Source organism: Pleionea mediterranea, from assembly GCF_003148745.1.
Lineage (GTDB): Bacteria > Pseudomonadota > Gammaproteobacteria > Enterobacterales > Kangiellaceae > Pleionea > Pleionea mediterranea.
Window position 1 is genome coordinate 166,014 of sequence record NZ_QGGU01000005.1, and the last position, 25,777, is coordinate 191,790.

Annotated in this window: 20 protein-coding genes; 8 read left to right on the forward strand and 12 right to left on the reverse strand. The window is 41.4% G+C overall.

What is annotated here, in order from left to right; all coding sequences use genetic code 11:
• Positions 1-38: 38 nt before the first annotated feature.
• The 6 genes from C8D97_RS07940 to C8D97_RS07965 form a co-directional block, all read right to left on the reverse strand.
• The gene (locus C8D97_RS07940) at positions 39-2,504 is read right to left on the reverse strand and encodes a GNAT family N-acetyltransferase (RefSeq protein WP_109763231.1); all 2,466 of its coding nucleotides are present in this window, start codon (positions 2,502-2,504) and stop codon (positions 39-41) included.
• Between the two features lie 16 nt (positions 2,505-2,520).
• Entirely contained in the window at positions 2,521-3,825 is a 1,305-nt protein-coding gene (locus tag C8D97_RS07945; RefSeq protein WP_109763232.1) for an MFS transporter, read from the reverse strand.
• Positions 3,822-5,216 carry a lysine N(6)-hydroxylase/L-ornithine N(5)-oxygenase family protein gene (locus C8D97_RS07950; protein ID WP_109763233.1) on the reverse strand — a complete coding sequence of 465 codons (1,395 nt, stop codon included), beginning with the start codon at positions 5,214-5,216 and terminating at the stop codon, positions 3,822-3,824. The genes C8D97_RS07945 and C8D97_RS07950 overlap by 4 nt, the downstream gene beginning before the upstream one ends.
• 104 nt (positions 5,217-5,320) lie before the next feature.
• Positions 5,321-6,976 carry a pyridoxal phosphate-dependent decarboxylase family protein gene (locus C8D97_RS07955; RefSeq protein ID WP_109763234.1) on the reverse strand — a complete coding sequence of 552 codons (1,656 nt, stop codon included), beginning with the start codon at positions 6,974-6,976 and terminating at the stop codon, positions 5,321-5,323.
• Between the two features lie 452 nt (positions 6,977-7,428).
• Entirely contained in the window at positions 7,429-8,598 is a 1,170-nt protein-coding gene (locus C8D97_RS07960; protein WP_170115184.1) for an MFS transporter, read from the reverse strand.
• Positions 8,591-9,331, reverse strand: coding sequence for an SDR family NAD(P)-dependent oxidoreductase (locus C8D97_RS07965; RefSeq protein WP_109763236.1), 741 nt, complete (start codon positions 9,329-9,331; stop codon positions 8,591-8,593). The genes C8D97_RS07960 and C8D97_RS07965 overlap by 8 nt, the downstream gene beginning before the upstream one ends.
• A gap of 73 nt (positions 9,332-9,404) precedes the next feature.
• Between C8D97_RS07965 and C8D97_RS07970 the strand changes: the two genes are divergently transcribed.
• A complete protein-coding gene (locus C8D97_RS07970; protein WP_109763237.1) occupies positions 9,405-10,094 on the forward strand; it encodes a TetR/AcrR family transcriptional regulator in 690 nt (229 codons plus the stop codon).
• 82 nt (positions 10,095-10,176) lie between these two features.
• On the opposite strand, the gene C8D97_RS07975 is transcribed toward C8D97_RS07970, so the two are convergent.
• The 3 genes from C8D97_RS07975 to C8D97_RS07985 form a co-directional block, all read right to left on the reverse strand.
• Entirely contained in the window at positions 10,177-11,628 is a 1,452-nt protein-coding gene (locus tag C8D97_RS07975) for a PepSY-associated TM helix domain-containing protein (protein ID WP_109763238.1), read from the reverse strand.
• A gap of 106 nt (positions 11,629-11,734) precedes the next feature.
• Positions 11,735-12,355 (reverse strand): hypothetical protein, encoded by a 621-nt coding sequence (locus tag C8D97_RS07980; protein ID WP_109763239.1) that lies wholly within the window; start codon positions 12,353-12,355, stop codon positions 11,735-11,737.
• A gap of 112 nt (positions 12,356-12,467) precedes the next feature.
• Positions 12,468-14,693, reverse strand: a complete 2,226-nt coding sequence (locus C8D97_RS07985; protein ID WP_210204889.1) for a TonB-dependent siderophore receptor — start codon at positions 14,691-14,693, stop codon at positions 12,468-12,470.
• Between the two features lie 286 nt (positions 14,694-14,979).
• Between C8D97_RS07985 and C8D97_RS07990 the strand changes: the two genes are divergently transcribed.
• The 3 genes from C8D97_RS07990 (at position 14,980) to C8D97_RS18140 (ending at position 16,580) form a co-directional block, all read left to right on the forward strand.
• Positions 14,980-15,909 carry a DMT family transporter gene (locus C8D97_RS07990; RefSeq protein WP_109763240.1) on the forward strand — a complete coding sequence of 310 codons (930 nt, stop codon included), beginning with the start codon at positions 14,980-14,982 and terminating at the stop codon, positions 15,907-15,909.
• Entirely contained in the window at positions 15,899-16,342 is a 444-nt protein-coding gene (locus C8D97_RS07995; RefSeq protein ID WP_109763241.1) for an acyl-CoA thioesterase, read from the forward strand. The genes C8D97_RS07990 and C8D97_RS07995 overlap by 11 nt, the downstream gene beginning before the upstream one ends.
• Before the next feature lie 91 nt (positions 16,343-16,433).
• The gene (locus tag C8D97_RS18140) at positions 16,434-16,580 is read left to right on the forward strand and encodes a hypothetical protein (RefSeq protein WP_170115185.1); all 147 of its coding nucleotides are present in this window, start codon (positions 16,434-16,436) and stop codon (positions 16,578-16,580) included.
• Between the two features lie 236 nt (positions 16,581-16,816).
• Here C8D97_RS18140 and C8D97_RS08000 read toward each other — a convergent pair whose 3' ends face one another.
• Positions 16,817-18,961: a sensor domain-containing protein gene (locus C8D97_RS08000; RefSeq protein ID WP_109763242.1), complete on the reverse strand. Its 2,145-nt coding sequence runs from the start codon at positions 18,959-18,961 to the stop codon at positions 16,817-16,819.
• A gap of 314 nt (positions 18,962-19,275) precedes the next feature.
• Between C8D97_RS08000 and C8D97_RS18145 the strand changes: the two genes are divergently transcribed.
• The 4 genes from C8D97_RS18145 (at position 19,276) to C8D97_RS18150 (ending at position 22,904) form a co-directional block, all read left to right on the forward strand.
• On the forward strand, positions 19,276-19,452 hold the full coding sequence (locus C8D97_RS18145; protein ID WP_170115186.1) for a hypothetical protein: 177 nt from the start codon (positions 19,276-19,278) through the stop codon (positions 19,450-19,452).
• Positions 19,453-20,180: 728 nt separating this feature from the next.
• Positions 20,181-22,112 (forward strand): marine proteobacterial sortase target protein, encoded by a 1,932-nt coding sequence (locus C8D97_RS08005; protein WP_170115187.1) that lies wholly within the window; start codon positions 20,181-20,183, stop codon positions 22,110-22,112.
• 25 nt (positions 22,113-22,137) lie between these two features.
• On the forward strand, positions 22,138-22,740 hold the full coding sequence (locus tag C8D97_RS08010) for a class GN sortase (RefSeq protein WP_146196122.1): 603 nt from the start codon (positions 22,138-22,140) through the stop codon (positions 22,738-22,740).
• 2 nt (positions 22,741-22,742) lie between these two features.
• Positions 22,743-22,904 (forward strand): hypothetical protein, encoded by a 162-nt coding sequence (locus C8D97_RS18150; RefSeq protein WP_170115188.1) that lies wholly within the window; start codon positions 22,743-22,745, stop codon positions 22,902-22,904.
• Here C8D97_RS18150 and C8D97_RS08015 read toward each other — a convergent pair.
• Together C8D97_RS08015 and mrcB are read right to left on the reverse strand one after the other, a co-directional pair.
• The gene (locus C8D97_RS08015; RefSeq protein ID WP_109763245.1) at positions 22,897-23,304 is read right to left on the reverse strand and encodes an HIT domain-containing protein; all 408 of its coding nucleotides are present in this window, start codon (positions 23,302-23,304) and stop codon (positions 22,897-22,899) included. The two genes, C8D97_RS18150 and C8D97_RS08015, sit on opposite strands and share 8 nt — an antisense overlap.
• A 172-nt stretch (positions 23,305-23,476) precedes the next feature.
• A complete protein-coding gene (gene mrcB / locus C8D97_RS08020; RefSeq protein ID WP_109763246.1) occupies positions 23,477-25,693 on the reverse strand; it encodes a penicillin-binding protein 1B in 2,217 nt (738 codons plus the stop codon).
• Between the last annotated feature and the right edge of the window lie 84 nt (positions 25,694-25,777).

Sequence of the window (25,777 nt, forward strand, 5' to 3'; positions counted from 1 at the left end):
GCCTAAGATATATTATCGGCACTATAAGATTACCAGCCCTAAGCAACGGACGTTGATCGGTCAAATTGGTCATTTGATTTAACAGCAACTTTTGTAATCGACAGTTTATTGTCCTGCTTGATAGACCGATACTTTGCAATGGGATTAACCAGCTCACCTGCAAACTGAAGTGCGCCTGCGGGATCACTTAAGTTCACCATTTGTAAATTATTACGCAGTTGCAAACGATTAAGGCAGGAATGATTAAAACTGTCGGCAAAAATATCAAGCTCCTTAAATCGATGAGACAATTCTGGCATGGAGGCCTGATACTGATGAATACTGATTGCAACCTGCTGCCAGAAATCATCTTCACTGATCGCGCAATGCTCAACCAATATCGCTGCCATAAATCGAAAAACATCATCAAACACATCCGTAAAAATCGACAATATGGCAATATCGTTCGGCATGGTCACTTTAATACGTTCGATCCCTTGTGGTAACTCCGTATCAGAATTAATCAGACAGATTTCCTCTCCAATGTCTTTCATAATCGCTTTTACCGGACGCCCCTTATCCATCACCAAAATAATATTTTCCCCGTGTGGCATAAACACCAGATGATGTTTGTACAAACAGTGCAGTAACGGAACAAGATAAGCATTAAAATATTGATGCAACCATTGCTGTACAGTTAAACCCGATTGCTTAATCAGCTCAGGCAGTAAGGCGTTGCCTTGCGGATCAATATGCAACAAAGCCGCCATGGTCATTAATTGTTGATCGGGTTTTACTTGAGTAACCGGACTTTCTCGCCATAGAGCTGACAACATTTTTTTATACTGTGTCTGCTCAACTTTATTCGATTCATAATGAGGATTTCGATAACCAATGGCGGCCACCTCGCGAAGTATGGTAAAAGAGGTTTGCTGTAAAAACTTATCTTGCTCGACCAGCTCATACACCCAGTCGTTAATTTTAGGCGTCACCGCCATATAGTCGGAAGATAGTCCGCGCATAAAACCCATATTTAAAATTGATAGTGCTGTTTTTACGTAATGTCGATGCGGACAAGTAAGATTAAAAAACGTTCTGATAGACTGCTGCGCCTGATACACATCGTTGCCATTGCCCAAGCAAATAATAAACCCTGTGGCAATATCATTAGCAAAAATCATCGAGAGTTTATGAAACCACTGCCACGGATGAACTGGAATAAAATAGTAATCTTTGGGATCAGCCGACTGCTGCATAATCGTCTTATTAAACGAAGCAATTAACGTTGGATCAAGCTCAGACTCTAATAGTTTTTGATACGGCCATTGCTGATTGTGACTAAAAACGCTTCGTTCCTTGTGGATAGCCAACCAGACAAATCGCACACTTTGTGCAGACTCAGGGGCATACTGTTGATAGTCCATTGCATCAAATCCAATTCGACCATTATTCGCAATAAAGCAGGGATGGCCTTCCGACATATTGCTTTCAATGGTCTGAAAATCCGCGTGTACCAATTCACGGGAATCCTTCCAGGATTTTACCTGCTTATAGGCTGCACCGTATAAAGTGCTTGAAACTTCTTCAAGGTAAGTCGCCAGTTTATCTTCAGGAATACCAAGTTGATCATTAAACTCCAAAATAAAATCCACCGCATCCAGATCCATAGGATGATTACTTTGATAGCGCTTTATTGAATCGGCATCGATAGACCAATGTTCCAGCGCAAGCAGATTGGCATTAAAATGATAAACCACATCGTCGGTTTGACTGTTTAACTGATATCGTTGATAGGTTTCATGCTCACCAATACACTTGGGTTGTAATATACGCTCATGACTGAACTCAGAAATAGCTTTACACACCAGATGACGATTCACTTTTCGCCACACCTCCGGCTGCACCATGTCACAAGCGTTAGCAGGTTTGGAATAAAAACCTGAAAATACCTGACGATCCCCTTTCGCTTTATTGATAGCCAGTTGAAACTGTTTTTTGGTGCAAAAAGCCAGATAGGCATTTTTGCTTTTTAACTGAACTTCTCTGTCATGAACAAAACCAACGCGGCGATTAAGCTTATGAATTTTAGTATTGCTGCTATCAGGCTCCACCACTATTCTGTCGGTATTAAAATGATCAAAGATAAACTGCATAGCCTGACAGATGACTTGAAACGAAAAGCCGTGCTGTTTTTCATCGGGCGGCGCAATTAAAATATGCATTCCCCGATCATCTTGTTTAACGGCGTTAATATTTGCCAGCTCGGAATGCTCAGGCTCGTATACCTCCAGCAAGAAAGCCGGCTTATGATTAACTAACCCCATAAAAATAAAATTACCCGACTGTTTTAACAGTGATTGATACTCTGCGGTAACATTTTCTAATGAAGCATCGAGTAACCCCCAGTACTTTGCATAAGGCTGCGTTACCCAGTGATGCAACTGTTTAATATCTCGCTCGATCTCAAAGGGTTTAATGGAAATGTTTCCAATCGGCGTGTTCTTGTCAGATATAAAATGATTCATTTGCACATTCCTATTACTAAATACTTTCGGTTTGTGTGGTAAAAGATTGGTTGTTTGCTTTCGAAAAATGTTCTCGATTAATCATCAGGAACATTAACAGTGTTAAAACGAACACTATGGCGGACAAATAAAACGGCCAGCTCAAACTGAATTCAGCAACGGTAAAACCGGTCATTAAAGAAGCAAATATCAACCCTATGTTCTGAAACAGATGAACCTGACTGTAATCTCGAGCAAATTGACTGGGCTTACTTAATTGAAACAGTAACACCTCCAGAGTAACCATCACTTGAAACAGTCCCCAACCATAAATCAGGCGACCGATAATCATTAGCCAATCAATGGAAATGCTCTGAATAAGAGTGCCAACAATTGCCCATAACATCGCCAGCGCTATTTTGTGGTAAGACGATAAACGATCACGAAACCGATAGTTTGCCCATAAACCCAACAGCGCCACTAAACCAGGAATGGCATATACCAGTCCGGCAACAAGGGTACTGTCCCAGTTAGAAATAGATGCCCAGTAACTGGATAAGAAAGGTCGGATAGCAAAAGCAGCAAAGTAAAAAAGTAACGAAATCACACCAAGCTGAACCACATACCCGGGTACAGGCAGCGAATGAAACATCCGATTAAGTTTAGTTAACTTGCGCCAGAAAAAAGAAGCATCCGTGCTCACCATATCCATTGTCGAAGGAGACTCTTTAGGATTTACTATTGTCCTATTGGTATTGGTATTGGTATTTACCGGATCACGGGCGAACAAGGGGATCGCAAAACGTTTAATTAAATAAAGGCAGATAACCACTTGTGTGGCATCACCAGTCGCCATAATCAAATACAAGAATCGGGCATTTACCCAGTCGAGTATCATTCCACCAATTAACGCGCCGCCAATCGCACCAAAGTGCATCAATACCGCAAATAATCCAGCAATATTAATGCGAGTATCTTGTTGCTCAAGACGCATCACATAGGGATATATTAATAAGTAACTTGCTTTAAATACCAGCATTAATTGCGACACTATCCAGAAGCTCACCAGATCTGTCACCAGATAACAGGCAATGCCTAAAGCACCGGCAATCACCTGGGTATAAACCCATATATGTACTTCGTTTAGATAACGGGCGACTTTTGCCCATACCGGGAACATCAGCATAACCGTCACACAACAAGTTGCCACATAATAACCAACATGTTGTGGATCACTGATCATAAAGCTTTCAGCAAAAAACTGCGGATAAAAGGGTAATACCAGCGTGTCACAAATCACTGATATTAACGTTAACGCAATTAACGAAGCTTTTAGATTCATGCCACGGCCTCTGCACTTTGATGATCGGTAAACTGACGTTTGGCCGGTGCAAAATTGCGCGCATCAAAATTCTGAAAAGCAATACGTTGCTCTATGGGGTAAACTTCCTCGCCACAAATTTCTCGTATTAAACAACTGTTGCGATAACAGGCCATGCCGAGATCGGGCGCAACAAAACCGTGAGTGTGAATTTCTGCATTTTGCACAAATATCCGACTGGCGGATTTATCAATGCTGTAATTTCGGGCGACATTAAATCGACCTTTCTCATCAAAACATAACCATCGATTAACAGGCGTTAAATAAGACGGCTGTTGATATTGATAACCACTGGCAAAAATAGCCATATGGGTTTCGAATTCAAAATCACACTCTTGCTCAGTTTGATGGAATGACAAATGAAGTTTTTGTTCACCTGGCTTTGTATAACATTCAGTCAACTCAGAGTTGGTGATCATATTAACCTGAATATCATCGGACAAACGTTTCACGTAAAGCAGATCGAAAATATCATTAATCAAGCATGTGTTAATGCCCTTGAACAATTGCTTTTGCTCGCGCATAAGCTGATCGCGTTTACCCGACGGTAACTGATGGAAATAATCAATATATTCTGGCGAGGTCATCTCAAGCGTTAGCTTGGTATATTCCAAAGGAAAAAACCGGGGTGAGCGTGTAACCCAGTTCAACTCGTATCCGTGACTATCAATATCCTGAAGCAGATCATAAAATATTTCAGCGGCGCTCTGACCACTTCCAACCAGAGTAATCGACTTGTTTTTCTTTATTCGCTCAACATGATGAAGATAATTTGACGAATGAATAATGTTGTTACTATCGGCTCTGCATACTTTAGGTAAACTTGGAACAGGTCCACTGCCAAGCACCAGTTTTCGGCAGTAGTAGTAATGAGGCTCACTCTCACTGTCGTTCGTACTGTAATCTGATAGTTGACTGGATGATATAGCTTGTTTTACCCGTTTAACGGTTACACAAAAGCAGTCCTCATGCTCCAGATACTCAATTGATTGAACTTCCGAATTAAACGCCAAACTGTCGAGTTGATTAGCGACCCACTGACAGTACTGATTAAATTCCTTACGCATCAAATAAAAATCTTCACGAATATAAAACGAATATAAGTGACCATTTTGCTTGGCATAATTAAGAAAGCTGAGTGGATGAGTGGGATCGGCCAGTGTCACCAGATCCGCCAAGAACGGCGTTTGCAAATGTGCACTTTCCAGCATCATGCCGGAATGCCAATTAAACTCAGAATTGTTATCGAAAAAAAGACAGTCAATATTGTTTATTGGCTGAACCAGAGCTGCCAGGCCTAAATTAAAAGGCCCAATACCCACTCCGATAAAATCGTATACTCGCTCTTTCATATCTCTGCTCTTAATGCTTTTATTTATGTCGTTATTTACGGCTTTATTAATAGGATTAATAATTCAGTGATGATTAATCATCACTAAAAATAACAACGCTTTATCTAAGCCACCGAATTGATATTAGTACTCACGTTAGCTTTAAATTCATTTTCAGCATCTGTCTCAATTATGTTTTCGATAGCTGATTCAAGACTTTCACCAGCATCAAAACTCTTAATAAGATCATTACCAATCCGTTTAATCGTCTCTATCAGTTCAACCAATTGTTCTAATTCAAGTTGTGGGTTTAACAAAGTTATCTTTAGGTAACTCAGGCCATTCACCTTTGTTGATGCAATAATCTGCTCTCCCCGTTTAAACAGAGCTTTTCTAATCGCTTCATTAATTGAGCAAGTATCGGTTTCGGATTTTATTTCATGGTTATAATCAGATTGCTTCTGTGGCAAATACCGAAACACCAGTGCGGATAACTCGGGCTTATGTAATACTTCTATACAAGGCTCGTTATCCAGCATGTAATAGGCTTGCTCAGCAATATCTAACACTTGATCAAAGTAATCGCCTAATTGCTGAGCACCAATAACGCGCAAGCTTAGCCAGAGTTTTAATGCATCAAAGCGGCGGGTTGTCTGTATGCTTTTATTAACCAGATTGGGCGTCCCTTCCTGAGACTGACTCAATGGGTTTAAATAATCCGCATGATGAGTAACATCCTTAAACTGATGTTTATCCTTAACAAAAAATGCACCGCAACTGACTGGCTGAAAAAATGACTTATGATAATCCACTGTCACCGAGTCAGCCTGTTCTATACCAACTAACTTGTTACGACGCTGATTCGAAATCAATAGTCCGCAACCATAAGCAGCATCCACATGAAACCACAGTTTTTGTTGCTGACAGATATCGGCAATGTCTTGCAACGGATCGATGCTGCCAAAATCAGTGGTGCCAGCAGTTGCCACAACACAAACAGGAATTAAATTATCGTTACGGCACTGGATCAGTTTTTGTTGCAGATCATGAGTGTCCATTCGAAATGCACCATCCGTAGCAACCGAAATAACACTCTGATAACCCAGCCCAAGAATAGCAGCCGACTTTTGCACACTAAAATGACTGACTTCAGAAGTTAAAATTCGAAACCGGCTCGCTTCCTTAGGCAATCCTTGTTGCTTAATACTGTGCAACAAGTGATAGCGAGAAAAATGATCCCGTGCCAACAATAACGCCATTAAATTAGACTGAGTACCACCACTGGTAAAAATACCATCGGCATTTTTACCAAGACCTATTTTTTGTATGGTCCAGTCAATTAATGACTGCTCGATCAAGGTTCCACCTGCACTTTGATCCCAGGTATCCAGTGATGAATTAACTGACGACAGTATCAGTTCAGCAACAATGGCCGGATAAACAATGGGGCAATTCAAATGCGCCATATATCCCGGTTGATGAAAATAAACGGCGTCATCAAGATACAACTGCTTTAGCTCTTTCAAACTTTCTGTAAACGACAACAAAGGTTGCTCAAGATCAAGCGATTGAAACTGTTGCGCCAGATCTTTAGGTGTCTTTCCACTAAACGGTTGCTCTACTTGTTCCATTTGTTGCGACAACAAAGATAAAGCATCCACTACCCGACTGGTTAACGCCGACACAGTCGTACCATTAAAAATAAAAGATTTACTTTTCCAGGCGAATTCGGACGCTAATTTGTCGCCCCGATACTGCGAAATAATTTCTGCGTTACCCATGCGTGATCCCGCTTTTTTATTTGTTAATGACAATAAAATTCAACACAACAAACGCTTCGTCGGTTTGCCGTAACCCATGAGCGCACAATGTAAATGATATTCATTCTCATTACAATGCAAATCGTAATAATAATCATTATCATTTAAAAATGAGATGGAGGTTATCAATGAATGGAATTATTTTGGGATATACAAAGGAGATAACACTTACAGGAAGTAAGGTTTTAAACCGAAGCTTAAACGTCCGGCTGAATTTGTGTCGAATTTATCTGTGTTTTTTACATATTTTTGCTCATTTTTAGTGACGAGAAGCCATACTTTTGCAATCAATTACTAACTGTGATTTTTAGTTACCATTAATATACGTTTATAAATCTCTTATCTCTTTATAAATTTTTTATTCTTCATATCTTGCTGTCATCTTAAAACTTATTTTCACATTAACTATGCCTTCACATCTGTAGCCCTTTTCTGTCATGAAATTTCTGACCATTGAGCATTAGCAATACCCCTAACAACACGACTGCGGTACCGATAACAGGTAGTTTTTCAACGCCCAGATAATTTACTGTATAACCACCCAACCAAGAACCGGCTGCAATACCGACATTGCATGCAGAAAGATTGAAAGCCACTGCTGATTCAGGGCTTTCTCTACCCACCTCAAGCGAACGAGACAATGTCACTGTAAATAGGGTTGTATGCACAGCCCCCCAAACTATTACGACCAAATACAGTGACACTACTGTCACATGATTAGCAGCAGTCATTAACCCCATAGCAACAGCAAGACTGATGGATAAGACAATTGCTGTTAAAAGCAACTGATGTTTTGACACATAGCCGACTACCCAACTACCCAACAGTCCTGACACACCAAAATACAGTAACAGCAAAGTAGTATCCTTCCCTGCAAAACTCTTATCCAAAATTGGCAGTAGATAGGTATACCCGGTAAACATTCCAGTGAAGATGAGCGTAGTTGTTAATAAATGCACCAAAAAAAAGTAATTCTGTATCAAACAATAAAAGTTCTCTTTCGTCCTATTATGTATGACATGGCGCTGTGGAGTAAAAGACATTAAAAGCACCGCCGCCAGAAATCCCATACCAGCGATAAACGTGAATGCCAATCGCCAATTAAATGTATCCGATAAAAAATTAAGAAGAGGAATCCCAATTACAGTAGCAATAGCGACTCCCATGTTTGCACGCGATATGGCCCAAGCCGACTTGTCAGACGGTACAAGCTGCTCTGCAGAAACCATTACATTGGCAATAATGGCAGGAAGAAGACAGCCCTGAATGATCCTAACGACAACAGCTACAGTGTAGGATGCGTATAGTGCAATCAAAAAGTTACCCGCAACGAATATAAGTGTTCCACGAGTAACAAGCGTCCACCGATTACCTTGACTAAATAACTGAGTAACAAATGGACCCGCAAGGGCGGCTGAAATTGCAAACCACCCCATCAAGTTACCTGCCTGAGCAAAAGGAATTTTCATTCCTTTTGCCAATGCGGGGACTAAACCCACAACCGAGAACTCAGTCGTGACACTAACAAATCCACAAAATGCCAAGATTGTTAAGTACCAAGAAGTCATCTTTCCTTCAGGCATTAGCTCCACCATCAATGGTAAACCCTGTGCCCGTTATACTTCGACTTTCATCACCAGCAATCCAGGTCACCAGCGCCGCTATATCTTTAGGTTCAGAATATTTGGGAATACACATTACACTTCGTTGTGCGTCTGAAAACTCACCATCAGCTGGATTCATATCAGTATTTGTTGAGCCTGGATGTACAATATTTACAGTAATGCCGCGAGGACCTAAATCTCGTGCCAAGCCTTTTGTGAAACCGATTAACGCAGATTTAGTAAGGCTATATAGGGTAAGCCCCTGCATCTTAGTATACTCGGCAAGATTACTGCCGATAGAGATAATGCGCCCGCCTTCTTTCATATGTTTCGATGCAAACTGAGATGCCATAAAGACTGCTTGCACATTAACATTCAGATTCTTTTGAAACTGTTCTAACTTAATCTCCTCAAAGGTTGAAACTTCGAAAAGGCCTGCATTGTTTACCAAAATATCAATCCTTCCGAACTCCGTTACAACCTTATCTACAGCTTTTTGAATGGATTCAACACTTGCATTGTCAGCTTTTATCGCCAGAACACTTGAGCCAGTATTTCTAATTTCAGCCTCAACTTCCTGAGACGCGACCCTTGAGTTCAAATAAGTAAATGCCACATCGGCGCCCTCTATCGCGAAACGCTTAGCTATAGCAGCACCCATTCCCCTGCTTCCACCTGTAATCAGTGCTACTTTACCTTTCAATGTATTCATAATGCTTCTCCTAGAGCAACCTTATTAACGTAACGATCGTTACATTATTAAGGTTAGCATGACGGATTCTTAAATGTCTATAATTATGTTACGATTGTTACAGATTAAAAACGGAACAAAGTACAGGAGAGAGGTGATGGCCAAAAGAGGTCGCCCCCGAACTTTCAACAGTGATGATGCTTTGAAAAAAGCAATGCTTGAGTTTTGGTCACAGGGCTATGAAAACACACCAATGTCAAGCCTAATTAAAACGATGAAGCTAAATGCAACCAGCATTTACGCAGCTTATGGATCAAAAGAAGCGCTTTTTCTAAAAGCAGTAGATTTATATTGTAGAAATGATGGTTCACGCATCTGGTCTGCAGTTCAATCTGCATCATATCCGATAGAGGTTGTTACGGAGCTCTTGCATAAAAGCGCAGAAGAATTCACTCGACCGAATCAACCAAAAGGTTGCTTAATTATTATGGCTTCGGCTATATCCAGCTCAAGCAGTCCATCTGTGTATCAAAAGCTAAAAAAACTGCGAGCCAATAATGAAAGAGTACTTATAAAACGATTCGAAGAAACAAAGACAATATCTGAACTCGAATCAGATAAGCCAATTTCTCATTGGAAGTCCGTTGCAAAATTTTATTTAACCGTTCAGCAAGGGATGTCAATTCAAGCCAGAGACGGGGCAAAGCCAGCTGAGTTACTGGATATTGCAGAGAACGCTATATCTGCCTGGGATGCTATAAATGAAAAAAGTTTTGTGAAATAAATTGTGATCCAATCTTATAACTAATTTTTCATTCAATAGTGAAACTTTTTACTGAAATCACAGTTTATACAAAGCTTTTAGTTCAACCCTCAGATCTAACTTCTACCAATTCCGCTTTACTGGTTTTAAACGATAGCCGGGCTTGCCACAACAAAAACAATCCAACGAGAACCAATGTGACATTAATGCCATGCACAACGGGTAATGGATGATTAAAGCCAAAGGTTTGCCAATGCAATAATGCTACTATCAGCAAAACCATACCCGTGGTTAATTGAAACATTCGTTTGCTGGTGATGGCATTTTTAATCATTAATGCGGTTATCGCCGTTAAAGTCAGCGTGACTAAAAACACTGCCAGAGCAGGAACGCTGGTGAAGATGGAAAACATTGAGCTGGCCAAAGCTAATGGACTGCCCCACACCATAGCGACCCATAAATCATTAATAAAATTTTGATGTTTTCGACGACTGAGCCAGATATTAACGCCACTGGCACAAATAACCGTTAAACAAAGTCCCAAGGCAACGTATAACACTTTAACCGGAAAACCCGCAAAATGGCCAAAGTGTAAACGATAAACTGAATACGCCACCTGTCTGCCAGCGGCACCATCGGACATGCCCTGATGAGAAATTACCTCTCCATTAGAGCGTAATTGATACAGCTCCGAATAAATAAATCGGCCGGGCAAGGTTGCAGCAACTTCGAGAAACTGATGGTCGGTGCCCTTGTTCTGAATCACCAGATAAATTGGTGTGGCGTTGGGCGCGTATTGCTGTAAGTTTTCAAACGCTTTGCTGTAGTTGATTGTCTGTTGTGATTGATTAACTTTCGGTTCTGCGCCATAAACAGCATTAACCACGGCATCGCGATCATTATTAAAGAACACTCCGGCTGAGGCGGCAATAAAAATACTGACCAAACCAATAAAGGCTCCGGTTAAGCCAATCATTAAATAAAAAGGTGTGCCCCAAACACTGAGACGGTTGTGCAAGTCCACCTGATTCAGCCGTTCGCTTTTATTACGGCGCCAGATAAAGGCATCTTTAAAAATTCTTGGATGGGCAATAATGCCGCTTACAATTAATCCACATAACATTGCCCCAAAAATGCCAACCACAATGATGCCAAAGGTTTGTGGTAAGTGAAGATTAATATGCATTTCTTTTAAAAAATGAGTCCAGCCTTCAACCGGTGCATCACTTAAACGACCATCACGGTTAACAAACCATTCCTGTCCATCTCCGGCAATGTGTATTCTGGGAACTTCTTTGGTTGGTAATACCACATACAAGGATTTTGGAACCTGCTCAACCCGTAACAAAAACTCATCCACTGCAGTTTCAATTTGCTCTGGCGAATAATTCAAATACTCTTCTACATTGGGCTGTTCCCATCGTTCGAATTCTTCAAACAACACAACAAAGGAACCGGTTAAACAGATCAAAAACATAACCGCAGCAACGAATAGACCAAGCCAGGAATGGCTGGCCAGTGAGCGTTTTACCCAGCTGTTGTTTGACTTATCCATTGTGATGATTCCTATGTTTTTACTGAAAATATTTAATGAACAGAATGTTGTTTAATCGATTTGTTATAAACGTTTTTAATAACTTTTTTATCTGCTTTTGCCAGATCTATGGCACTGTCGGTATCATTATCAGTATCATACTGCCCACCATACTGACTCCCGCCATAATCATAGATGGTCTGATACGTTTTGGTTGCGACAGTATCCAGCAAGCGCCAAGAGACCACATTATTGGTAGCATAAATGCCGCAATAACCAAGGTGTTCGCCAGCTCTCCGGGTAACGCCATCACTAACAACAAACAAATCACGGTACTGAATACAAAAGTTACGGGGCCGGCAACCAAAAACGTCCCTACACGGCGAGCGTAAATGGGCCATGCTTGAAAGGTCACCTGTCGGGGCTTAAACTGGTTACTGTGTTTTGCCTTGAGTGTCTTTTTCATTTCAGCTTCAGTTTGTAATGACTCAGCTTTATTGCGATTGTTTTGCTTAAATTTTTCAGAAGTAATGCCAATAAGCATCATCGCCATTAATGCTGATGTGATCGCTAAAAATGTTAGTCCAAACTCAGCGCCATAACTCTGCTGCCATAAAACACCGCTTGCTATTAAAAGCAAACCACTGCCAATTCGTTTAGCCGTTTTATTCTGACGGGTTCGCCATGTTTGCCAAAGCGCTAAAATAGTCAACAGATTGAAAAATATGGGAAGCAGAATGGTCGTCATTTTAAAGCCTTAAAATTAAGTCATTAAACGCCAAAAAAGTACCGGATAACCCGGTACTTTTTGTATTGCATTTTAAGTGTTGTATTCAAAAGAAATAATTATCATCGCTTACCTAAAACGAATAACGAACATTCGCCGTAATGGTTCGCCGTTGACCATAGAAACAATCACCGCGATCCAGACAGGTTGTGATGACGGTTTTATCCGTTACGTTATCCACATTTAAACTGACATCAAAGTTACCCAGCTCATACCCCAGTAACAGATCAAACAGTGTGTAGGTATCGGTGGTTACGGGTGTGGCAACACCGTTTTGTAGCGTCGTAAAATGACTTTCGCCGACGTAACGTACACCGCCACCGATTTTAAAGCCCTGCCAAAATGTATTAGGTCGGTAGGTTCCCCATACTGACAACATATTTTCTGGAACAGAATTTATGTTGGTATTGGTTTCATCTTTTGCTTCACTGATGTTGGTAAAGCTGGCGTACACATCGACTGTGTCCCACTCCAACTGCGCTTCGAGCTCGGTACCTTTTACAGTGGCTTCACCAATTTGAGCAATAGAAGGCTGACCGTTCACAATCACATTAACTGTACGATTTTTTTCTACCGTGTCGAAAGCAGAAAAAGTAATTAAATGCGCCGTACCTTGTGGCTGGTACTTTAAACCAATTTCTTTTTGCTCACCCATTTTCGGTTTTAACAGATTGCCACTGGCATCAATGCCGGCAATTAAATCAAACGACTCTGAGTAACTAATGTAAGGATGCATACCATTGTCGAAGCGATACAACACACCAAGACGTTTGGTGGTTTCTGAATAATCGTTTTGCGGATTTTGATACTCGCCGGTTTTCGCCTTATCGGATCGTAACCCCAGAGACACAATTAAATCATCGTTAAAGCGCATCTGGTTTTGCAGATAAATACCCGACTGTTGCTGAGTAGCGGCAGATGCACTGGTAAAGTCAGGCTCGGTAGACAAATCAATGCTGCCATAAACCGGAGCATACACATCCAAAGGCCCCCCTGCTTCATAACCGAATAATGTTGCATCCGACAGATCCGCCTGCTGATAATCAAAACCCAGAACAAAATTATGGGTGACACTGCCGGTTTCAAAGTGGCCGTGCAATCGGAGATCAGAAGTTAATGATTCCGCTTCTTTGTCCGCCATATAAATCGAACGAACAATGGTTCGATTATCATCGAGTAAATCAAACGGTGAGCCGGTTGCATTAAAACGATAAGGGTACATGGTGCGATACTCCGCCTGACTGTCCATGTATCGTGCCGACCAATGCACACTCCAGTCACCATTCAAATCGTGATCAACAATGGATGTTATCGCCGTTTGCTCGGTGTCGTAACGATCAAACCCTGGCTCACTGACAAATCGGTTCGATGGAATTTGACCAAACTCGGTTGGGAAAATAGTGCCCACATGAGGTAAAAACTGGGTACTGGAACCCGACTCATTTTTCTGCGCGTTTGCCAGCAATGTCCACTCGGTGGATTCACCCAGATAAAAGGTTAGCGCCGGAGCCAGAAAATAACTGTCGTCGTTGACAAAATCGGTTTGCGTCTCACTGTCACGAAACATTCCCGATAATCGATACAATACAGAGGCATCGCCATTGGCAGCATCCGTAACATCAAACGCCAGTTGACGGCGATTGTAGTTACCCAATTGTCCCCACACTTCTGCCTCAGACTGAGCTTGCGGACGCTTACTCACCAGATTAACAATACCGCCAATGGTGCCCTGCCCATACAACACGGAGGCGGGACCTTTTAATACTTCGATCTGACCAAGTGAATAAGGATTTGGCCGAACATTATTGTAGTAACCGTAGAGTACTTTCATTCCGTCGAGATATTGTACCGGCGAAGCACCACGGATCATCGACCAGTCGCCACGGGTATCCACGCCAAATGGCCCATTGTAAACACCGGCCACATAACCCAGAGCATCCTGAATGGTTTCTGCGCCAAGATCCTGAATTCGCTGTTCGGTTAATACCGATACTGAAATCGGCGTTTCTACAATGGGGGTATCGTCTTTGGTGCCAGATGCACTGACATAGGCAATGGTTCCCCGTTTAGAAACGACCGTTATCTTATTGTCGTTGGCTTCTGCATTATTTCCGGGAAAGGCACTCTCAGAAGAGCTTCTCACAGAAGATGTACCAGAAGACTCACCACTAACGGACTGACCGGCTTTACCCTGTGACGCTTGCTCAGCCATCAAGGGTGCGGATATCAATGATGCGCTGGCCATTAATCCACCTAATAATCCCCATCTTATGGAGCTGGATACTTGATTTAATTTCATTGTTCGACCCATTAATAAATATAAAAACAAAAGGTTGTAACCGAAACCAGTAAGCTTGCAGACGACATCAACAAGGCAATATTCCGGCTTCAGAGAGTTTGTCATTCGAATTCGATGCGATCTTAATGATAATCATTACTATTTGCAATACCAAATAAGAATAATTATCATTTGAGTTATGATGCACTATCTAACCACAGGATTTTTCAGGGAAATTTGTTTCAGGACGTTTTCAATATTCGGTTTGATCCGGTAAGCTGAGCTTTTGTAATCAAGCACTCATCCTATGAATTCACACGCCAAAGCCGCGCTTTTATTGGTGACCACCATTTTCCTGGCTGCATTGGTCACGGTTCTGGCAAAAGTCACGCTCGACCGGGTGAATGCGTTTACCTTCAACTGGTTACAAATAGCCGTGTGTATGGTGTTTTTAACCCTTTACACGTTTTTCTGGCGACGCGAGTCCTGGCCCAAACACCTGACAATGACTCAATGGCTTTACGCTGCCGCCATAGGTTTTGCCAACTTCACCATGGTACGGTTTTTATTTCTGGCAGGTTTAGAAGCTCTACCAGTTACCACGCACGCTTATCTGGTTAACTTTGTTGGATTGATTACCATGTTTCTCAGCATTGTGCTGCTGGGTGAAAAACCCTTTTTAATACAAATATTCGGCGCATTAATTGCGCTCTCGGGCTTAACCGTATTTTTCGAACACATTCCAAAACCCGAGCAAATGTCGGGTATTTTGCTGGTGGCTATCGGGGTATTTTTTCTGGCGCTCACCAACAATCTTATTCGCCGCTTTATGGTGTTTCATCGTCAGGCCATGTCGGCTGTTATGTTATCCACGCTCGCCATCTGGATTGGTGGTTTACCTATTGTGAGTTACGGATTAATGACCGATCTTGACTCACTTAACTTTTCTTTTGGCGACTCTCTGATTATTATTGCCAATGGTATTATTGCGCTGGGGTTAACGCTGATTGTGTTTAATAAAGTCCTGCAAACCTTGCGCAGTTATGAAGCCAGTGTGCTGGCGTCTACTGGCGTTGTATTTGTTGCTGTACTGGCAATTCCCATCACCAATGACGTACTCAGTCTGAATAAACTATTCGGCATTGCTATTTTATTTATTGGTATTTTAATGACACAATTTAAAATACCTGTCTCTCAACTGTTTAAATCAAAAGGTACGAAAGATCATGACGCTTGAAGAATTTGAAAAGGCTTATCCCGTTATCATCGAGCTACCCATTCACTGGGGTGATATGGATGCGTTTCAACACGTCAACAATGTGATGTATTTTCGTTATTTTGAAAGCGCGCGAATCGCCTATATGGCCGAAACAAAAATAATGGATGAAATGAAGAGCAAGCAGATTGGTCCAATACTGGCATCAACCGAATGTCGCTACCGGCGTCCGGTCACTTATCCGGACACCTTAAAAATTGGTTGTCGTACCGTGGAAATGGGTGAACAGGACTTTATTCAGGAATACGCCATTTTTAGTGAGTCACAACAAACCATTACCACTTATGGCAAAGCTCGTATAGTTATGGTGGACTATAAAACACAACAAAAAACAGCGGTCAGTGACAGTATTCGACAAGCCATTAACAAACATGAGCCTAAGCCTTTAGTGTAAAAATTTAAACTTGATCTTACTCTGACAATGAAAAGAACTTTAGGCAAACAGACCATATAGCTTTATCATAGTTGGTTTTTCTGGTTTTAGAGTGACTCAATTAAGCTCAAAATCATTCATTCCGCACACAGCCACTGGCATGGACGCCAGTGGAAGTTATTGTCAGCCATGGAAGGCTGTCAATAACGGTGTGTTGACAGGTATGAGTGATTTTGAGGAACCCGAAGGGCTTAATTGATGGAACGCAGGGCCTTTTGCCTTCTTTTTGGCTCTTGAAAAAGAAGGTCGCCTGAAAAGGCGAAACAGATGTAATTAAATAAAAGTAGATGTTAATCTGTTTTTTGAATTCATATTTTTAAAATATCGACTATCCATTTAAATTGTATTCTTTTCATATTGCTGCCACATCGAGTTATAACTTTTTCACCTTAAGCGAAAACAAATCAAGTCCAGTAATCAGATCGAAAATCGAAGTTAACCGGCCTGATTACTTTTAAACGATTTCGATTCATTTAGTTTATAAAACTGCTCTATCTGCTCAATAAACTGTTCAGAAGCAACGGGCCTACCAATAAAGTAGCCCTGCGCTTCATCGCAGCCCTGATCATTCAAAAAAGCATACTGTTGACTGTCTTCAACCCCCTCCGCAATCACTTCAAAACCCAAGGTTTTTGCCAGTGCAATTAACGATTTGGCCATGGCTTCGGAAGACGCTTTGGTTTGCACATCATTTACAAAGGTCCGATCCAGTTTTATTTTATTAAACGGCAATCGTGTTAAATAACTTAACGATGAATAGCCGGTACCAAAGTCATCCAGTGCCAGATAAAATCCAAAGTCATGCATTTCCTGTAACACCTTGGGTATTACATCATTATCAATAAACACCGACTCGGTGATTTCAATTTCAAGATCCGCCGGGGTTAAGTCCAGCTCCTTTAATGTTTCTATTAAAAACGAACTCAAGTCGTCTTTTTGTAACTGGATTGCCGAAACATTAATGGCAATTCTGGGCAGATTCAGCCCCTGTTCCCGCCACTGTTTCAATTGCATCAAGGCTTGTCTGGCAACCCAGCGCCCCACCGACACAATTAAACCGGTTGACTCAAGAACAGGGATAAACTCCTCTGGCGAGACAAATTCTTTTGAAGGATGATTCCAGCGCAATAAAGCTTCAGCGCCACTTACCTGACCACTCTCAAGATAAACCTGAGGCTGATAAAATAATTGCAATTGTTTTTTTGCGAGTACTTTTCTTAGATCATTTTCTAATTGTGAACGACGATGCACTTTTTCGGTAATTGCTGCGTTATAAAACTGAAAACCATGTTGCGCTTTATGTTTTGATGAATACATGGCGGCATCGGAATTTTTTAATAGCTCATCAAAACTTTCACCATCATCTGGGTACATGGCAACGCCAATGCTGGCATTAATAAATCGCTCAAATTTCCCGAGTTGAAATGGCATTTCCAGAGATTGCAGTATTTTTTCACATACCCGAGCCAACTGAGCTTCACTTTCAATATCTTCAAGGATCACCAGAAACTCATCCCCGCCTAAACGAGCAACGGTATCCTGTTTTCGAACCAGTTGTTTCAAACGAATTGAAAATTGCTTCAGCAAATAATCGCCCTTGCTGTGACCTAATGAATCATTAATGATTTTAAAGTCGTCCAGATCAATAAATAGCATACCCACTTTGGAACCGTCCCGTGAGGCTCGCTGAGTACTGTGTTGAAATCGAAGCTGCGACATACTTCTATTTGGCAAATAGGTCAGTTGATCATGATAGGCAAGAAAATCCAGACGTTCTCTGGCCAGTTTCAACTCGGTAATATCCGAGAACACAAACACAAAGTGACTGACCTGAGTAGTTTTTTGTTCAACTTTAGAAACGGTGAGTAATATTGGGTGGCGCTCGCCGTTTTTTTTCACACTCCATAACTCACCCTGCCAAAACCCTCGCTCCATTAATTGTTCACGCAGTGCCCGATAAATCTCTCTATCCTGTCGAATTAACTTATATAACTCAATTTTTTTGTGCAGTACTTCCTGTTTTTCGTACAGGGTAATATCCGAATAGGCCTTGTTAATATCCAGAACATTCAACCGATGATCGGTAATGGCTGCTGCCTCACCCGCCGCAGAAAAAACTTCTGCGTGCAATGCCATTTGACGTTCTCTATTCTTTAGTGCACTCAAGTCAGTAATCGAAAGAATCACCCGTTTCGCTGTCTCATCGATATTTAGTTCAGGGATCATCTGAGCATGACTCGAATCAAACGCCAATAAATTAATATTCATGACCACCCACCTTGGGTAGCGCTGACCTGGTACCGATAGCCCAATAGTTGCGTAATGCTGACTGGTCTTATGCTGGAAACATTGCTCAACTTGCTGCCAAAGCGAACTTGTCACCTCTTCCTGTTCATCCATAAGCATAAACCGAGGTGGCTTTAGCGTCATTTGATCAGGTAAAGCGGAATCAATCTCAAGCACTTTACTGGCTTCGGTATTAATATAATCAATACCGCCAGTGTCATTAACAACCAGAATCCCGGCTGTAATATTGTCCAATAATGCTTTTAATGGGTTAAACCACTGTCCTATAACCAAACTTGTATCCCTTTCAGTATATAAAGTTTGTATTGCTTTCTTAGAATGCCACCTTAAATAATTCTTTTAGGGTGCTGGCGTAAGTTTGATATCCAGCAGAATCGATATTCGAAAGGTCAACACGCTTTAATAACTATAGATTTTAGTGGGTATTATTGAAAATACCATTTTTGATATAAAAAAGATTAACATGGTCATACAACCCCATTTAATGGCAAATATCTCACAAAATAATAAGCCATCGACGGTATTTCTATCGATCTCTCTCTTCTACACTTATTTTATGCAACAAAACGAACACAGAAGGAGTTGTTATGTTTGCTCATCGATCAGAAGGCTATAAAGTAGAAGAAGGTTCTCTGGAAGAATTTCTAACGGCTATCGAACATCAGAAATCAAAACTTGGCGAGTCTCGTGCCAAAAGCGGTAAAAAACCACTGCATTTTAACTACCTTGAAAAGAAGTTTGACGAAGCCTTTGGTAAGCTTTAATTATTTTCATTAAGCGCTATCCGTTAGGAGTACAAGCGATTAATGCATTCTTGTTAGTATAGCTGAGCTATTACAAATTGAGGTTTCAGCAGAGGCTTCCTGTGCTTTTTATTTAGACTTAATTTCACTATCCAAGCGGTTATAAAAAAATTTCCTTTTAGAATATTTACCAGCCTTTTTTTTCACACGATATTACAGCACTGTATTTCTACACTATATTTCTACACGATCACAACACGAACGCTGGAATATTACTTGCTACTCAATGCATTCCAACCGGCTTTTTCAACTCAATTTTTTTTCAAACCAGTGTTTCCAACCAGCGCTTTCCAACCATTTCATGCCACTTACTTCATGTTTTGTAATTCACGTAATAATCACTCGTAACCTCAATATTGATTTATCAACAAACAACAATATGAATCAAGATATATGAATAAACTTAATTGCCATAATTCGTCATAATTGCGCCCGAGGTATAACAGAGTTTCCGGTTTAAATAGAGAGTAACTTTCTCACAAACCGGGTTGCATAAAATGAAACTATCGACAGCTAACGCTTTTAAGAGTTTTAACTCTGTCATCCTATCTATAATTTTTTTGAGTTTTCGTTCTTTGCGAATTTTTACTGTATTAATAAAACCGATAACTTCCATTAAGCTCATTAAATACCTGTTCGCTTCTGTTTGCCTTAATTTAGTCAACCTGAGTTATGCGGCTAACCCACATATGGACGAGCCAAGTGCAGGTGAATTTATTTTACATAAGAATGACGCAAGTCATGAACAGGCGCCCATTCTCGATACTGATGTAACCATGACCATTTCAGGCCTAACTGCCAGAGTCAGAGTTGCACAAACCTTTAAAAATGATACGCCAGACTGGGTTGAAGGAATATATCAGTTTCCACTGCCTGAAAAATCATCGGTAGACTACTTATCAATGGTCATTGGCGATACGCTTATCGAAGGTGAAATCAAAGAAAAGAAACAGGCAAAAAAGCTTTACAACATGGCAAAAAAATCAGGCAAGAAAGCCACACTGTTGCAACAGCATCGTCCTAATATATTTAGTAACTCGGTTGCCAATATAGCGCCTTATGAAACCATTGTTGTCACCATTGAGTATCAGCAAGACTTACTGTTCAGCGATACGGGTACACTGGGTATTCGATTTCCCATGACCATTACCCCTCGCTATTCACCGAGCAGCAAGTTAATCGAGACCTTTACCGATTTTCAACGAGGTTTTCAATTAAATCCCCTAGATTCAACAACCATTGCACTGGATAATCAAAGTCATCAGTCCTCGAATAATGTCAGTATTCAGGTCACACTCAATAGCGGCATTCCGCTGCAATCATTATCGAGCCCTTCGCATCACATTATTCATAAGCAACAATCTCTCAAGCAGCACAGCATTACACTGGATCACTTAAATTACAAAGCTGATCGGGATTTTGTTTTGAACTGGAAACCATTGCAAGGCGAGCTACCACGAGCGGCTGCCTTTAGCGAAACCATTAACAATGAAACCTATCTCAGCTTGATGGTTATGCCACCTAAAATGGCGATGAACCAACAACAGCATGCAAGAGAAGTTATTTTTGTGATTGATACTTCAGGATCTATGGCGGGCGAATCGATTCGTCAGGCAAAGGCTGCTCTACTGGCAGGATTAAACACTTTGCAGCCCGAGGATCATTTCAATCTGATTGAATTTGATAACAGTACTCGCTCATTATTTAAATCGGCACAGCCCTTTAATGAATCGCATTTGCGTCAGGCCAAAAACTTTATTCACCAATTCAACGCCGATGGCGGCACCGAAATGTATCACGCTATGGAAACAGCGCTCGACAATCAAACAGATACTAATCGAGTGCGTCAGGTTATATTTTTAACCGACGGTGCCATCAGTAACGAAGCCCAACTGTTCAAACTGATCAAAAGCCAGTTAGGAAACTCTCGACTGTTTACCATTGGCATAGGCTCAGCGCCAAATTCGTTTTTTATGAAACGGGCAGCTCAGTTTGGCAGAGGTAGCTTTACTCATATCGCCGATGCCGGGCAGGCGTCACAAAAAATATCCGCCTTATTTGAAAAAATACAAAGTCCTGTTGTTTCAAATATTACCATCAACTGGCCATCTCATACGCAGGTCGAAATGTGGCCCAACCCTATCCCCGATCTTTTTGTTGGCGAACCACTGTGGATTAAAGCAAAACTGAGTAATCCAAAAGGTCAGGTCACCATTAATGGCCAACTTGCTGATCAGCTTTGGCAAACGCAGTTGCCTTTAAATTCTCACCAACAACAGCCGGGAATCGCCAAGTTATGGGCAAGAGAAAAAATTGCCTCCATTATGAATCATTCCTATCATGGCCGTGTCAATGACAAGGACAAAACAACAATTATTGATACGGCATTAGAGCATCAATTGGTCAGCCGTTTTACCAGTTTGGTTGCGATTGATAAAACGCCTAGCCGAATTGCCGAATCATTAAAACAGAAACGCATTGCATCCATGCGACCAAAAGGCAGTTCTCAAGCGCTGGCCTACCCCAATACGGCCATTGCTCTCACACTGACACCTATCAATGCGCTGTTATTATTGTTGCTCAGTTTAACCGCGTTGTTTTTTATTGGCCGAAAGCATTAAGTTAACCATTTTAATTTCAACTATTATGAAAAAATTGATAACCTTATTTTTTATTTTTCTGGTCTGTGTATCGAGTTATTATTTATTAACGCCGATATACTATAAAAGCAAAGCCACTGTCGCTCAGATCTTACTGAACAATGCGTGGCAAGAAACCCGAAATAATGCACAAAATCATAAACCCTGGCCATGGGCAGATACATGGCCGGTGTTTAAGTTAACCTTACTGAAAAACAGTCCTTCGAATCCTCATTCATTTCTTGCGCTTGAATCTTTTATTGTTCTGGATCAAGCCAGTGGTGAAAGCCTTGCGTTTGCTCCCGGCTGGGTAGCAGGTACGGTAACACCCGGCGACCAGGGTAATAGTTTAATTGCCGCTCATAGAGACACCCACTTCTCCATATTAAAAACATTATCCATAAATGATCGCCTGCGCATTGAAAATACACAGGGCCATCAAATCGATTTTGTGATTGACTCCATAGAAGTGGTCGATGCTACAACCAGTATGCCCAACCTTCACACAACAGAAAGTCGGATCAGTCTGATCACCTGTTATCCGTTTGATATGTCAGTACAAGATCCGGACTACCGACTGGTAGTTAGTGCCTATCGGGTATTGATTTAAGTGTGGGTTTTAATTTAAGTGTGGGTTTTAATTTAAGAGCAGGTTTTAATTTAAGAGCGAGTATTGATCTAGGAGCGGATATTAATTTATGTGCTGATATAAATGTTGATACAACCATTGATATAAACAATTTAAACAATAAAAAGATTAATGCGATCAGTTAAGTGCTTGTTTGATTTTTTCAATCAATGCACTCGCATCGGTTTCCGAATAAGTAACAGGTTTGTGCGCACCCCATACTGGCCCAGGCCATGCATTATCCTGTTCGAATCGGGCGATAATGTGAACGTGCAATTGCCGCACAATATTGCCAAGTGCACCAATGTTTAACTTAATCGGTGAAAATAATTGCTTCAATAATTTACTGGTGTCGGCAATTTCTGTCCAAAGTGCCTGTTGCTGCTCAAAGGTTAACTCATACAACTCTTGCGCACTCTCAACACGAGGCACCAATATTAGCCAGGGGTATTGCTGGTCATTCATCAACAACAATCGACTGAAGGACAGCTCAGTCACAAAATAACAATCTTGTTCCAGTGTTTTGTCGAGTTGAAAATGTTCCATTGATCAAATCCATTAGAAACCGATAACTCGAATGTAATCGTCCTAAAAATGATTTGCAACGAAAACACATCTCACATTAAAAAAATGGTCATTGTTTGTTCTTTTCTGTGAAAACATTCAAGCAAAATCAAGCCTAATGTTTATTTTTTAATCACATTTACGGCTACGATTATCAATCACAAAGCTCATAATCTTCTGGCAAATATCCGGCGACAAAAGGCATGCATTCCGAAAACCAACCGGATTTAGCGTAAACAATCCCTTCTGGTTGGCGCATTACCACAGGTTGAGTTTCAACCTGCTCGATTAAGTCGCCCCAAACCTGCAACGCACCTGTTGCGCCAGTTAAATGCATCGGATTATTGTTGTCCATTCCTAACCAGGCAACCGCCAGATAATTTTCACTAAAACCGGCGAACCAGCTGTCTTTTAGATCATCGGTGGTGCCGGTTTTACCGGCCAAATTTAAATCAGGCAGTCGTTGATGAATTTGTTTGCCGGTTCCTTCACTTACCGCCGCTTGCAATAATTTATTGGTTAAAAATACACTTTCCCGTGTTACTACCTGTTCTGCAGTAATTGGGTAACGATCAAGCAATTGCCCGGTTGAGTCCACTACACTGGAAATAATACTGGATTCCACTTTAAGTCCGCCAGAGGCCAGAACCTGATACAAAGAAAGCACTTCAAACGGCGACATTTCCTGCGCGCCTAATGCTAAAGATGGAAAGGCATGCAAATCCCGGCTGAAACCAAATCGATAAAAGTTACTGACTATATTTTCAACCCCGACCGACAACGCCAGTCGTGCCGTGGACAAATTATAAGAGTTAACCATGGCCTGTGTTAAAGTCACATCACCGTGTTGTTGTTTATCGTAATTTTTCGGTTGCCACAAAGAACCGTCGGTTGCGGTTAAACTGAATGCCTTATCTTGTAAGGTCGTGACCAAAGAGTATTGGGACGCTCGTTCCAGTGCCGCCAGATAAACAAATGGTTTTATCACTGACCCCGTTTGTCGGTAAGCATGAATTGCCCGATTAAACCCGCTAAACGATGGATCGCGATCACCAACCACCGCAAGCACATCACCATTAAAACGATCACTGACTACCAGCGCCCCTTGTAAATCATCCGGAACCGAGGGGTAGTGTTTGGTAATCCAGTCAATTCGTTGCGATAACGCCTGTTCTGCAGCTTGCTGTACAAATGGATTAATCGATGTAAACACCGACAGATCATCGTGATTCAGTTGTTCCAACGAATAATGTTGTTTTAACTGCCGCGTAACCATGCCCATGGCCGCTGGCATGGTGCTACGATTCGCTTGTCCTTGTGGGATTACCTGTAACGATTTTTGCTGCGCCAGTTGCCAGTCATTATCGGAAATTTTGCCAAATGCGTGGAGCTGCTCAAGAATTAAGTTGCGTCTTTTTAAAGTCCGTTCCGGGTAGCGTCTTGGATCGTAATAAGAAGGGCCTCGAACCAGTGCAACCAAAGTGGCTATTTGCGAGTGATTGAGCTGACTGATATCACGATCGAAATAAAATCGACTGGCTTTGCCAAAGCCGTGTATGGCGCGGGCTCCCTCCTGGCCGAGATACACTTCGTTAATATAGGCCTGTAAAATTTCATCTTTTGAATAACGCCACTCCAACGTTAACGCCATAATGGCTTCTCTTGCCTTACGCCATAAGGTACGTTGATTGGTTAGAAAATAATTCTTTACCAATTGTTGAGTGATGGTACTGCCACCCTGAGTGATTTTTCCATCGCTGATGTTTTTTTGAAACGCACGAACAATACCTTTCAGTGATATGCCCATGTGCTGAAAAAATTCACGATCTTCAGAAACCAATAACGCATCAACCAGGGTAGCGGGAACTTTTTCCAAAGTAACCAGTTCTCGGTCTTCACTAACCAAAGGATTCACCCGACCAATAAAAACAGGCTCCAGTCGAAGTGGATTGGCGACATTAATATCTGAAATCAACTGTGCTTTAACAATGACTTGATTGTTAATACGGACGCTAACTTTACGAGCCGGAACAAAGCCATCGCCAAACTGAAATCCTCGAAGGTATAGAATAAAGTCTGCACCGTACTGTTCATACTCACCCGGTTGCGTAGCTTTTATTGATTGCCGATAATTTAATTTTTTCAACTCCGAGGTAAACTGATTCAGCGTTGTTGCTTCGCCTTCCAGTAATGACTTTGAGCGGGCGTATACTTTTGCCGGAACCAACCAGCGATTGGTTGCAAACTTATTAGAAATTTCAGCATCACTGTAAACGACCAATGCCAATAACCACACCAGCCCAACTAGAATGAGCCGTATTGTCATTTTTTTTAGAAGCGCCAGTTTGGAACCGCTTGTAATCTCTGCCATACCACTTAATCGTTGAAGACTGTATCAATAACCGGAAAGTTTGATAGTATCACAGTTCGTTTTGCTTCAGGTTTAAACCGAAAC